Origin of the sequence: Neobacillus sp. NPDC097160, assembly GCF_044762155.1 — a bacterium.
Classification (GTDB): Bacteria; Bacillota; Bacilli; order Bacillales; family Cytobacillaceae; genus Neobacillus.
Window position 1 is genome coordinate 373,540 of sequence record NZ_JBIWDU010000001.1, and the last position, 13,347, is coordinate 386,886.

Consider the following 13,347-nt stretch of genomic DNA (forward strand, 5'->3'; position numbering starts at 1 on the left):
ACTACTAATCAAGGAAATAACATAACCTATCGTTTTCCCAAAAACTTTTGGTGGGGAAGTGCTGCGTCCGGCCCGCAAACGGAAGGTGCGGCCGCCACAGATGGCAGGAAAGCAAGCATTTGGGATTATTGGTTTAGCATCCAGCCGGAATGCTTCCACAATCAAGTTGGGCCTGCCAATACATCTAACTTCTATCATCAATTTAAAGAGGATATACAACTGATGAAAGAAACAGGCCACAACTCCTTCCGCACGTCGATTCAATGGTCACGCCTGATTCCGGACGGCGTCGGGGAAGTAAATGAGAGGGCGGTCACCTTTTACAATCAGGTTATCGATGAACTCATTGCCAACGGAATAGAACCATTCATGAATCTCTACCATTTCGACATGCCGATGTGCATGCAGGAAAAGGGCGGCTGGGAAAGCCGGGAAGTCATTGATGCCTATGTCAACTTTGCAGTAACCTGTTTTAAACTCTTTGGTGAACGCGTCAAGTACTGGTTTACCTTCAACGAACCGATTGTTCCGGTCGAGGCCGGCTATTTATATAATTGGCATTTTCCGAATGTAGTAGATTTTAAGCGGGGAGCACTAGTTGCTCACAATACGATTGTGGCTCACGCCAAGGCAGTCGAGGTTTTTAAAAAATTGAACCTCCCCGGCAAGATAGGAATTATCCTAAACTTAACGCCATCCTATCCAAGAAGCCAGGACCCGGATGATGTAAAAGCTGCCCATATAGCCGACCTATTCTTTAACCGCAGCTTTCTCGACCCGGTCACAAAAGGGGAGTACCCTCGGGACTTGGTTGAAATTTTAAGAGAAAGAGATTTACTTCCAACCGTAGAAGCAGGAGATTTAGCCGTCATCCGGGACAATCCAATTGATATGTTAGGCGTAAACTATTATCAGCCGCGCCGCGTGAAGGCAAAGGAAGAACCGGCAGCGCAGGACGCTCCATTTATGCCGGAACATCTATTTGATCCTTATATCATGCCAGGGCGAAAAATCAATCCGCACCGCGGCTGGGAAATATGTGAGGAAGTCATCTATGACATTATGGTGGACATTCGTGACCATTATGGCAATATCCCCTTCTTTATCTCAGAAAATGGCATGGGGGTTGAAGGGGAAGTGAAATTCCGTCATGAAGAAGGGTTTATTGAGGATGATTATCGAATTGAGTTTATTCAAGAACACCTGAAGTGGGTGCATAAAGGTCTGCAAGAAGGAGCGAACTGCCTTGGCTATCATCTTTGGACATTTATGGATAACTGGTCATGGACAAACGCCTATAAGAACCGATACGGATTAGTAGAAGTCGATCTAACAAACGATTTTAAACGAACGATTAAAAAATCAGGCAGATGGTATAAAGGGCTGTCTGAAAACAACGGATTTTAAGCAATCACTCTATTTAAATAGCATGAAAGAAGTGGTGGGAATGGAAAAGTATCTTCTCGGAATTGATTTGGGTGGAACCAATTTACGGCTTGCCGTTGTAACAACAGATGGGAAAATGATCGAAGAAATCAACGTGAAAACGGAAAGTGATAAAGGTCCGGAATATGTCATCAACCAGATGATCGAGCATGGCCGGGAGATTTTGCAAAAATGGACAATTGAAACCATCGGCATCGGCTCCCCCGGCCCATTAGATTTTGAACAAGGCCTTATTTTAAGTCCGCCCAATTTACCTGACTGGGATCAAATCCCCTTAGCGTCCATATTGGAAAAAGCATTACAGCGCAAAGTTGTGCTTGATAATGATGCCAATGCAGCCGCACTAGCTGAGGCCACCATTGGAGCGGGAAAAGGGAAAGAGTCAGTTTTTTATATTACTGTTAGTACCGGAATCGGCGGTGGATTTGTTTTCCGCAAACAATTGCTGCAAGGGGCGCATTTCTGTGCCGGTGAAATCGGCAATCTCATCGTTGACCGCGATGGCCCGCCGCACCATACGCTAAATATCGGGGCATTAGAAACGTTGGCAAGCGGTACAGCTGTGAAGCAGCAAGGACGAGAACGACTGGGGATCACCGGACATGCTGGCGAAGTATTCGCAATGGCGATGAACGGAGACAAAGATGCACAAGTGATTGTCGATCAAATGCTTGCCTCTCTGGCAAAAGGAATCGCCAATATTGTTCATACTGTTGACCCGCACATGATTGTGCTAGGCGGTGGTGTCATGCAATCAAAGGACTATATCATGCCGCTCCTTCTTGAAAAAGTAAATGGCTACTTATATCCGCAGCTGCGGAAAAAGATTCAGATTGAATGTGCGTCGTTAGGGACAAAAGCAGGTGTGATTGGGGCGGCCCTCTTGACGCAGCAAGCATCATTCCATTAAGAGGAGCGAATTACCATGAAGACTTACATGGTTTTTGATATTGGCGGAACATTTATTAAGTACGCGGTCATGAACGACCAAGCGGTGAAGCTCGAAAGCGGAAAGGTACCCACTCCGAAAGAAGGATTAGACGTTTTCCTGCAGAAGATCACCGACATCGTAACCCACTATAAAAGTTTGTTTGATCTTCAAGGGATTGCGGTCAGTTCGCCAGGGGCTGTAGACGTGATAAGAGGCTTTATTGGCGGAGCAAGTGCTATTCCCTATATCCACGGTGTGTGCATGACAGACTTGATAAAGGAACGAACGGGTCTTGACGTAACGATTGAAAATGATGCGAACTGTGCCGCATTAGCAGAGGGGTGGAGAGGCGCAGCTCAAGAAACGGATTACTACATTTGTATTGTCATTGGGACAGGAATAGGCGGCAGTATCGTCATCAATCAAACTATTTTACGTGGAGCGACCCTTCATGGCGGCGAGTTTGGCTATATGATTATCGGAAATCCACCTAAGAATCCACTGCAAGCTACCTGGAGCCAGGTTGCATCGACACGTGCACTGATAGAAGAGGTTGAAGTAAGAAAGTCACTGTCAAAAGGAACATTGGACGGGGAACAAGTATTTCGGATGGCTGAAGCGGGTGACCCCATTGCCCAAGATTGCATTGCTGAAGTTTACAAAAAGCTGGCAATCGGCATCTATAATTTGAAGTATGCTCTCGATCCGAAAAAAATCCTGATCGGCGGGGGAATTAGCAAGCGGCCAGAAGTAATTGCCGGCATAAATCAGGAATTGAAGAAATTAAAGGACGAGATCTCTACGTTAGAGATTACGGTTGAAGCATGTCAATTTGATAACGACGCCAACTTAATTGGAGCTTTATTTCATTTTTTAAAAATAAGAAATAGCTCATTAAATTAAGTTATCCGAAATTTCGAAATTAGAAATATTTTTGTGGTTTGCTTTATATGATTAAAAGCATGAAAAAAATTTTATTTTCAAAAGGAGGAAGCAATGTCCGTTTTTAAAAAGTTAAAATCCTTTTATCTTCCATATAAAAAGGATTTTATGTGGTCGATGCTTTTCATGCTTGTCGTGGCTGGGATTACGGTGGTCTACCCGATCATTTTGCAGATGACGATTGATGAGGTCGTGCTTGGCAAGCAATTCAACTTGGTGCCGTGGATTGCCTTGGGATTTATCGCCATCATGGCGGTTAAAGGACTATCCACGTATATTCAACATTACTTAGCCGATATGTTTGGGATTAAATCGGTGTTTCAGCTGCGAAATGCTTTATATGAAAAACTGCAGCGGCTGTCGTTCAGTTATTATGATAATGCGAAAACAGGGGACTTAATGTCACGCTTGACCGCCGATGTGGAAGGCTTTCGCTTTTTCGTCTCCTTTGGATTTAGCGAGGTGCTGCGGTTTGTCATTGTCGTCGGTGCCAGTTTATGTGTGATGCTGTATTATTCAGTTTCGCTCACATTCGTCACCGTTGCAGTGCTGCCGTTTATCAGTGTGGTAGTTTATAAGTTTGATAAGGAGGTTCACCCCGCTTTTCGCGGGATTCGCGAATCGTTTGGAAGCTTAAATACAAAGGTGCAGGAGAATATCAGCGGGATTCACACGGTGAAGGCCTTATCGAAAGAGAATGTGGAAATTGAGCGCTTTAACCAGAGCAATCAAGTGTATCGGACAAAACAGCTGACAACCGCAGCTGTTTGGGCAAAATACTTTCCGCTAATGGAGCTGATTGGCAATATTTCTGTCGTGGCTTTATTGGGATTCGGGGGCTTTCAGGTCATAAATGGAACCCTAAAACCAGGAGAGCTTGTCGCTTTTTACAGTCTTGTTTGGTATATTATGTGGCCGATTATGAATCTTGGTTTTACGATTAATATGTTTTCACAGGCGAAAGCCTCCGGTGAGAGGCTCTTAGAGGTATTAGAAGCGGAGGAAACCATATACGATGGTGAGGAGGTAGTGCCGATTGATCATATTGAAGGGAGCGTTGCTTTCCAAAATGTGACGTTCTACTACCAACAAGAGGAAGCGGCAGCCCTTCAGCATATTAGCTTTGATGTACAGCGGGGTTCTACGATTGGTCTAATTGGTGCGACCGGTTCCGGAAAGACAAGTATCATCCAACTGCTGTCACGCTTTTATGAGCCAACTGAAGGGAAGATTCTCATTGATGGCCGGCCGATTAAGGAATATAAACTGAAAACGCTGCGTTCCACTATTGGAGTCGTCTTACAGGAAACCTTCCTTTTTTCATCGACCATCAAAGCAAATATTTCTTACGGCCGACCGGATGCGACGAACGAAGAAATTATCGAGGCGGCGAAACGGGCGGAGGCCCATGAATTTATTATGGAATTGCCCGATGGTTATAATACGATGCTTGGGGAACGGGGCATGGGCCTTTCCGGGGGACAAAAACAGCGGATTGCCATCGCCCGGGCGATTTGTATGAATCCCGCAATCCTGATTTTGGATGATTCGACGAGCGCGGTCGATATGGAAACGGAGTTCCAAATTCAGACAGCCCTTCAAGAAGTGATGAAGGGGAGAACGACCTTTATTATTGCCCATCGGATTTCATCGCTGAAGCATGCTGATGAAATTTTAGTCCTTGAAGATGGGAAAATCGTTGAACGTGGAACACATGAACAGTTAGTCGCCAACCATGGACCCTATCAACGAATTTATCAGATTCAATACCAAGATCAAGCGGCAATTACGCAAAAGGCAGTTAGGTAGGTGGAAAGATGGAAGAAACTCGAAAGAAACAGCTGATCTTGGAGCGGTTTCACTACTCCCAGGATCAAGTGATTGATAAGCCGTTTAACTGGAAGCAAATGATGCGCTTATTACACTATTTAAAACCATACACGAAAAATTACCTGCCGCTTTCGTTTGCAGCGGTGATCCTGACAACGGCGATCCGGTTGTTGATTCCGATTTTAATTGGTGTCTATACGCTGGACCGGGCGATTATCAAAAAAGATACGACACTTCTGATCCAGCTTGTTTTGATCATTTCCGGGTTATATTTGTTGTCGTATGCGGTCAATTCATTAAGAATCCGCTGGATGAACACGCTTGGCCAAAATGTGATTTATGATTTGCGCAAGCATTTATTTACTCATGTTCAGTCATTGTCACATCGATTCTTTGACCAGCGTTCAGCCGGGTCGATTTTGGTGCGGATTATGAATGACATTAATTCCTTACAGGAGCTGTTCACGAGCGGTGTCATTAATCTGTTAACCGACTGTCTGCTTTTGCTTGCAACGATTTTTATCTTGTTTTCTTTAAATGCCAAACTAACGATTGCCATCATGGTCATCTTGCCGATTATGTTTTTCATTTCCACAAGCCTGCGAAAAAAAATCCGGGTATTGTGGCAAATGGTGCGGCAGAAGCAGTCGCAAATCAATTCCCATTTGAATGAAAGTATTCAGGGAATCCGCGTTACCCAGACCTATACCCAGGAAAAAGAAAACATCGCCTTTTTTAAGGGTCTGAACCAAGAGAATTTTCAGACGTGGAAGCAAGCAGTCCAAAAGAATGCGATGTTTGGCCCGTTTATCGAGATGACGAATGCGGTAGGGACGGCTATTCTTATTTGGTACGGTGCTGTTCTGGTTGCGGGCGGTGAAGCGACCATTGGGGAGTTTGTTTCGTTTGCCTTTTATTTAGGGATGTTCTGGGAGCCGATCTCACGCCTCGGCCAATTGTATAACCAGCTGCTGATTGGGATGGCGTCATCTGAGCGGATCTTTGAATTTTTAGATGAACGGCCATTGGTCAAAGAGCGGGCGAATGCTCTTCCGCTTGATTCAATTAAAGGCAAGATTGATTTTGAAGACGTCGAGTTTTCTTATGATGAAAAACGAAAAGCGTTAAAGGGGATTTCTTTTACAATTAAAGCAGGAGAGACGGCAGCGCTTGTCGGGCATACCGGATCAGGGAAAACAACGATTGCAAATTTGGTCAGCCGCTTTTATGATGCGACGGCCGGAACGGTTAAAATCGATGGCTGTCCGATACAAGATCTTTCGATTGCCAGCCTGCGTTCGCAAATTAGCGTGGTACTGCAGGATACGTTTATTTTTTCGGGTACGATTATGGAAAACATTCGCTTTGGTAATCCAAACGCAAGCGATGAGGAAGTGATTGCAGCGGCGAAAGCAGTAGGCGCCGATCATTTCATCACGCAAATTTCGAGTGGGTATCAAACAGAAGTGGAAGAACGCGGCAATGTCTTGTCCGTCGGGGAACGCCAGCTTCTCTCTTTCGCAAGAGCACTCCTCGCTGACCCGAAAATTCTCATTCTTGATGAAGCAACCGCGAGCATTGATACCGAGACAGAAGTGAAGATTCAAAAGGCATTAAAAACACTATTAAAAGGAAGAACAGCGATTATGATTGCTCACAGGCTCTCCACGATCAGAGAAGCCGACAAGATTATTGTACTTGACCATGGAAAGATCCTTGAGCAAGGGAATCACGAAAGGTTAATGGCACAACAAGGGGTTTACTACGAATTGGTGAAAGCACAATACAAAATGCTTGGTGTGGGTTGATCGTTTAATTATTTGAAGAGTAAAAAACCCCTTAGACATAGAATCTAAGGGGTAATTGTTCCTTCTTTAACCGTTTGTGTAATCGGTTTTTGCTTCTGACTCAAAAAGAAAAAGACACCGAGCAGAACGAGAAGGCCGCCGACAATCTGCCAGCCGACGAGATGCTCATGCAGTAACAGATAAGCCAATATAGTAGAACCTACGGGTTCGCCTAAAATACTCATCGAGATGGTTGTGGCATTGACGTAGTTTAACAGCCAGTTATTAATCACGTGGCTGAGGGTCGGAACGGTGGCGAGTAATAAGAAGATGCCCCATTCCTTGGCAGGATAGCCGCTAAGTGCAACCCCTGTCGATACGTTATAAATCGTAAGAACAATCGAAGCAAAGAAAAAGACAAAAAAGCTATAAAGCCAGTGCGATACTTTTTTCACGATGGTTTGACCGATTAATAAATAGCCCACCACTGAGATCACGCTGAAAAACGAAAGCAGATCCCCTATAATGGCATCCTGACTTAATCCAAAATCTCCCCAGCCAATCATCATCGCTCCGACGATGGCAATTCCCATCGTCATCAATGCGGACATCGTTGTTCGTTCCCTAAAGAGTAAAAAGCCCCCGATCAATGAGACAATCGGCTGCAAGGCAAGAATGATGGTTGAACTTGCTACCGTCGTTAACTTCAACGACCCAAACCAAAGGACAAAGTGGAGCGCTAAAAAGAAGCCGGAAAAGAATAAGAAGAACCAATCTTTTTTGGCTATATGTTTGAAATCATGACGTTTTTTCCATACGAATGGTACCATTAAAATGCTCGCAAACCACATACGGTACATACTCAAGATGGAAGCCGGTGCATCAGACCATTTTACAAAAATAGCCGAAAAAGAGATGGCAATAATGGAAATGGTAAGCGGCAGGCTTATCGATTTTGAACCTTCCTGTTTCATTTTTTCCTCCTATCATGATGATGTGTTGCCACAGCTGTTAATTTAAAATAGCATAGGTATTGTAGACTATCAATTTATTATACTAGGGTTTTATCGTTGCCTCAACATAGGATGGGTGGAAAAAAACCCGTCTTTGTTGCTAAAGTGAGGAAAAAAGACCCCTGGATACATAAAGGGGTCTCCATAAGTTTAAAATTAAGACGGCTGTACTGGCGGAATCTTCTTGATTTCCCTGTTCGCATAAACAGCTTCAATTTCACCCGATTGCAGCAATGTTTTAATCGCATTGGAAGGCAGCCTTATTGCCACCCCATTAAAAGCAGCAGTGTAGGTGTGTGTGATGGTATAAGGAATTTGCTCTCCGTCTAAATATTTTTTCACATCAGCCTGGAAGCGTTTATGGCTCTCTTTTACATCCTGTTCCGCTTGTTCCAAAGAAAGTGTTTCTCCGTTCTGTTTTGCAAGCTCAACGGCCACTTTTGCCGGTTGTGTTTTAAAATGAATGAGAATGGTAACCTCTTTGTCACTATTCAAATCTATCTCAGGGTCAATATGAATATTAGTGGTCATCGCTTCTTCCCCCGCATTTGGTTTTTCTTTTTCCTTGTTGAAGGATAGAAAATAAATCCAAGCACCTGCAATTACTGCCAACAAACAGCCGACTAGTATAAGCTTCCCTTTTTCGAGCATATCACCCCACCCCCATTCCTAAAATTGGATGTCCTTGTTAGTATATGTTCTTTTAATGGCCGTTAAAACCCTTTGATTATTGGAAAATATTGTGCTATTTTATAAAAAAACCAGGTGAGTGTCCTTCACCTGGGATGTATGGTTCAACGTGTTTTCACTTTTTCAGTCTTGCTGTTAGCTATGACGCCCTTTGAATCACTAAAACGCTGCATCCGTTTTAGTGCTTCTTGCAGCTGCGGCATCGAGGCGGCGTAGGAACAGCGGATATACCCTTCGCCGCTTTCGCCAAAAACATGGCCGGGAACAACGGCGACTTTTTCCTGCATCAACAGTTCCTCGGCAAATTGTTCAGAGCTCAGGCCGGTGGAGCGGATAGATGGAAAGACGTAAAAGGCGCCCCCGGGGGTGTGGCAATCAAGTCCGATTTGATTGAGTGTCTGCACGACATAGTTCCGTCTACGGCGGTAACTGTTTCTCATCGATTCCACTTCATGATAGGTATTGCGAAGTGCCTCAATGGCACCGTGCTGCAGCATATTCGGCGCACACATCGTCGTATATTGATGAATTTTCAGCATGACCTCGACAAATTCCTTTGGTGCTGCAAGGAAGCCCAGTCTCCAGCCTGTCATCGCAAATCCTTTGGAAAAACCGTTAATTAAAATCGTCCGCTCGTACATACCGTCGATGGCCGCTACGCTTGTAAAGGTTTCATCATAGGTGAGTTCGCAGTAAATTTCGTCGGATACGACGATTAAGTCGTGCTTGCGAATGATTTCGGCAATTTCAATCAGCTCAGCCTTTGTCAAAGTACTGCCGGTTGGATTGTTTGGCGAACATAACAAAATCGCTTTCGTTTTTCCAGTGATGGCGGCCTCGATTTGTTCTGGCGTTACTTTAAAGCCATTTGCCGGTGATGTGGCAACAGCGACCGGTGTCCCGCCGGCAATCGCAACCAATGGGGCATATGAGACGAAGGCTGGTTCAACAATAAGAACCTCATCGCCTTGGTTCAAAATGGCACGAAAGGCAAGGTCGATTGCCTGACTTGCTCCGATTGTCACAATAATTTGACTTTTCGGGTCATACTGAACCCCAAATCTTCCTGAAAGGTAGAAAGAGATTTCTTCCCGTAATTCGAGCAGTCCGGCGTTGGCCGTATAGGAGGTAAAGCCTTGTTCCAGCGATAAAATGGCTGCTTCGCGAATGCTCCATGGGGTAATAAAATCCGGTTCACCGACACCCAAGGAAATGACATCCTTCATGCTGGCGGCCAGATCGAAAAATTTCCTTATCCCAGAGGGCTGCAAGTCTTTGGCTGTTTTTGAAAGATAGTGTTCATGATCATGTTTCATGGTGAAACCACCATTCTACGGTCTTTATCATCATTGCCAATATTAAAACTTACACCATCATGTTTGTATTTTTTTAGCATGAAATGGGTGGTGGTGGACACGACGTTTTCAATCGTTGATAATTTTTCCGAAACAAAGGCCGCAACTTGATTCATTGTTTTTCCTTCAACGGTAATCGACAAATCGTAGGCACCCGACATGAGATAAAGGGACGATACTTCAGGAAAACGAGAAATTCTCTCTGCGACTTCATCGAATCCAACACCGCGCTTCGGGGTAACCTTCACATCAATCATAGCGATGACGCCTTCCTGCCCCTCAACTTTGCTCCAATCGATTAAGGTTGGGTAACTCATAATAATTTTTTCATCTTCTAATTTCTGAATAGCGGCTATTACCGTTTCCTCGCTGCACATGGCCATTAATGCGATAGATTCTACTGGTAGTTTGTGGTTTTCTTCAATGATTTTTAAAATTTCAATTTCTTCATTGCTAAGCTGCATGCCTAAGGCCCTCCTCAACTTTCTACTATTGCATATTGATGATTTTAATCCTATTTGCAGTGTCTGTCACGTCATGCGATAAAAAATAGGCTACTTTTTATAAAAGTAGCCCATAATCATTATTAATTAGTCCTTTTTTAGCCGCTTCCGCCAACAGATCGACAATATGAACAGCGCGCATTTTCTCAGATAAGCCTTCTCGCTCAATGCCAAGCTGCATTTGTAACAGGCAGCCGGGATTGGCGGTCACAATGGTGGCGGCATTTGTAGCTTTAGCTTGAACCATTTTATAGTCGAGCATGACCATCGACGACTCCGATTCTACGATATTATAAATACCGGCGGAACCGCAGCAGCGGTCGGCCTCTTTCATTTCTTTATAATCTGCCCCTTTTATCGCTTGAAGCAGAACCCTTGGCGCGGATGCCGTTTTCATGACATTCCGTAAATGGCAGGAGTCCTGATAGGTAATCACCTGCACCGGAAGCTCCAAGTTAACCTTATTATGAAAATCAACCTCTACTAATATTTCAGAAATATCCTTAATCTTTTCCTTGAAATTTCTGGCTCGGTGACGCCAATCAGGATCATCCTTCAGAAGGTGATCATAATCGACTAAAAACGCGCCGCAGCCGCCGGCATTGGTAATGATATAGTCGACGTCTAACTCTTCAAATGCGATAATATTCCGTTTCGCTAGTCTTTTGGCTAGATCCTTTTCGCCACTATGCCCATGCAATGCACCGCAGCAAGTTTGATTCTTAGGAATCACAATCTCGCATCCGGCTAATTGAAGCAGCTTCATCGTTGCGTCGTTTGTTTTCATGAACATGGTATCCATTAAACAGCCGCTGAAAAAAGCAACCCGGTGCACCTTTTCCGCCAAAGCCGGCAGATGTTCAGGCCGGTTTTTCATCTCTTTCATCGTTGGCACTGCGGGTAATACCTTTTCCATTGTGGCTAAACTTTCAGGCAAAAGTCCTAAAAATCCTATTTTTCGTGCCAGAGTTTGGATCCCGGAGCGCTGATAGAAACCAAGCATCCCGACGGTCCGCCGCATGCGTTCTGGGTGCGGAAATAACCCCTCAAAAACGGTCTTTCTAACGGCCCGGACCGGCAATGAATGTTTTTTGTTCTGATTAATAATATCTCTTGCCTCTTCTAATAAATGACCATAATTGACGCCTGACGGGCAGACCGGTTCACAGGCCCGGCAGCCGAGGCAAAGTTCAAGTGAGCGCTCGAAATCCTCATCCGGTTCGATTATTCCGTCGACGACTGCTTTCATAAGCGCGATTCTTCCCCGAGGAGAATGCGATTCCTTATAGCCTGATTCAATATAGGTTGGGCATGTCGGCAGACAAAAGCCGCAGCGCATACAGTTGAGCAATTCATCCTCGTTCATCCGTGCTTTAAATTGTTGCTGAATCTTTTCTTGTTCTTGTACCGTTGTCATCTTGTGATCACCACGCGTTTCTTGCTGTCCTTGGCAAAAACTTTCCCCGGATTCATAATGTTGTTCGGATCAAATGCCTGTTTAATCGCTTTCACCGCAGCGATGCCTTCCGCCTTCAGCTTCCATTCAAGGTACGGTGCCTTCATCGCACCAACTCCGTGTTCCCCGGTAATCGTTCCGCCTAATTCTATCGCCTTTTCAAAAATTTCCGCAAATGCTTTTTCAACTCGCTCCATTTCTTCCTGATTTCTGGCATCGGTCGCACAAGTTGGATGAAGGTTTCCGTCTCCCGCGTGACCAAAGGTACAAATCGTCAGCTGATATTTTTCGGTAATGTCATTAATGGCCTGCACCATATTGGCGATTTCCGATCTTGGCACTGTGGCATCCTCCAAGATTGTTGTCGGCTTCAAGCGGGCAACGGCAGAAAGTGCGGCCCGACGTGCGGTTCGTAGTGCGTCGGCTTCCTCTTCCGTCGCGGCAACCTGAATCGATACCGCATGCTCCTGCTTACAAACCTCAGCGATTTTTATCATATCCCGTTCAACCACTTCAAGCGGGCCATCCTGTTCAATTAAGAGTACCGCTTGTACATTTGTAGGCAGGCCGATTTGGGCAAAATCTTCGACTACCTTTAATGTCGGCTGATCAAGGAACTCCAGCGTTGTTGGAATAATTTTATTGGCAATAATCTTGGAAACCGACTTGGCTGCGGCACCCAGATCTTGGTAAAGAGCAAGCATCGTCTTGCGCGTTTCCGGCATCGGAATCAGTTTCAAGGTGGCTTCCGTAATGACAACGAGCGTTCCTTCTGAGCCAACAAACAGCCGGGTCAAATCATACCCTGCGACATCCTTTGCCAGCTTTCCGCCAGTGCGGATGATATCACCATTCGGCAATACCGCCTCAAGACCGATGACATAATCTCTCGTTACACCATATTTGAGACCGCGCAAACCGCCGGAGTTCTCATTGATGTTGCCGCCAATGGTCGAGATTTTCATCGAGCTTGGGTCCGGCGGGTAAAATAGACCTTTTTCTTCAATGGCATGAATCATATCAAGCGTAATGACACCCGGCTGTACAGTAATCGTTAGGTTTTCTTCGTCAATTTCGATGATCTTGTTCATATGTTTAAAAAGAAGAACCACCCCGCCCTCGGTTGGGCATGTTCCGGCACAAAGATTGGTACCGGAGCCGCGCGGCACAATCGGAACGTTATACTCATTACAAAGCTTGAGGATTTCTGAAACTTCTGCAGTATTGCTTGGTGCGACCACGGCATCCGGCATCGACTGGAAGTTGGGTGTTGCATCATAGGAGTAGACTAAACGTTCTGTTTTGGAATCAGCGAAATTTTCCTTGGTTACAATAGAGATCAGTTTTTCTTTTACTATATTCGAAAGCATTCTGTTTCCCCCATTCTTACGGAT

At 44.9% G+C, this 13,347-nt stretch carries 11 protein-coding genes; 5 read left to right on the forward strand and 6 right to left on the reverse strand.

What is annotated here, in order from left to right; genetic code table 11:
• Positions 1–21: 21 nt before the first annotated feature.
• The 5 genes from ACIQXV_RS01570 to ACIQXV_RS01590 all read left to right on the forward strand — a co-directional run bounded on the left by ACIQXV_RS01570 (position 22) and on the right by ACIQXV_RS01590 (position 6,957).
• Complete coding sequence (locus ACIQXV_RS01570; protein WP_402955253.1) at positions 22–1,407, forward strand: glycoside hydrolase family 1 protein; 1,386 nt, start codon at positions 22–24, stop codon at positions 1,405–1,407.
• Between the two features lie 40 nt (positions 1,408–1,447).
• Positions 1,448–2,356: an ROK family protein gene (locus ACIQXV_RS01575; RefSeq protein WP_402955004.1), complete on the forward strand. Its 909-nt coding sequence runs from the start codon at positions 1,448–1,450 to the stop codon at positions 2,354–2,356.
• A gap of 15 nt (positions 2,357–2,371) precedes the next feature.
• Positions 2,372–3,280 carry an ROK family protein gene (locus ACIQXV_RS01580; protein WP_402955007.1) on the forward strand — a complete coding sequence of 303 codons (909 nt, stop codon included), beginning with the start codon at positions 2,372–2,374 and terminating at the stop codon, positions 3,278–3,280.
• Between the two features lie 93 nt (positions 3,281–3,373).
• A complete protein-coding gene (locus ACIQXV_RS01585; protein WP_402955010.1) occupies positions 3,374–5,128 on the forward strand; it encodes an ABC transporter ATP-binding protein in 1,755 nt (584 codons plus the stop codon).
• Positions 5,129–5,136: 8 nt separating this feature from the next.
• Positions 5,137–6,957: an ABC transporter ATP-binding protein gene (locus ACIQXV_RS01590; protein ID WP_402955013.1), complete on the forward strand. Its 1,821-nt coding sequence runs from the start codon at positions 5,137–5,139 to the stop codon at positions 6,955–6,957.
• 44 nt (positions 6,958–7,001) lie between these two features.
• On the opposite strand, the gene ACIQXV_RS01595 is transcribed toward ACIQXV_RS01590, so the two are convergent.
• The 6 genes from ACIQXV_RS01595 to glcD form a co-directional block, all read right to left on the reverse strand.
• Complete coding sequence (locus tag ACIQXV_RS01595; protein ID WP_402955016.1) at positions 7,002–7,910, reverse strand: DMT family transporter; 909 nt, start codon at positions 7,908–7,910, stop codon at positions 7,002–7,004.
• Positions 7,911–8,105: 195 nt separating this feature from the next.
• Entirely contained in the window at positions 8,106–8,600 is a 495-nt protein-coding gene (locus ACIQXV_RS01600; RefSeq protein WP_402955019.1) for a protease inhibitor I9 family protein, read from the reverse strand.
• 143 nt (positions 8,601–8,743) lie between these two features.
• Positions 8,744–9,955 carry an aminotransferase gene (locus ACIQXV_RS01605; protein WP_402955022.1) on the reverse strand — a complete coding sequence of 404 codons (1,212 nt, stop codon included), beginning with the start codon at positions 9,953–9,955 and terminating at the stop codon, positions 8,744–8,746.
• Positions 9,952–10,458, reverse strand: a complete 507-nt coding sequence (locus tag ACIQXV_RS01610) for an Lrp/AsnC family transcriptional regulator (protein WP_402955025.1) — start codon at positions 10,456–10,458, stop codon at positions 9,952–9,954. The genes ACIQXV_RS01605 and ACIQXV_RS01610 overlap by 4 nt, the downstream gene beginning before the upstream one ends.
• 97 nt (positions 10,459–10,555) lie before the next feature.
• Positions 10,556–11,914 (reverse strand): (Fe-S)-binding protein, encoded by a 1,359-nt coding sequence (locus ACIQXV_RS01615; protein WP_402955028.1) that lies wholly within the window; start codon positions 11,912–11,914, stop codon positions 10,556–10,558.
• Positions 11,911–13,323, reverse strand: a complete 1,413-nt coding sequence (gene glcD, locus ACIQXV_RS01620) for a glycolate oxidase subunit GlcD (protein ID WP_402955031.1) — start codon at positions 13,321–13,323, stop codon at positions 11,911–11,913. Before glcD ends, ACIQXV_RS01615 begins: the two co-directional genes overlap by 4 nt.
• Positions 13,324–13,347: the final 24 nt, after the last annotated feature.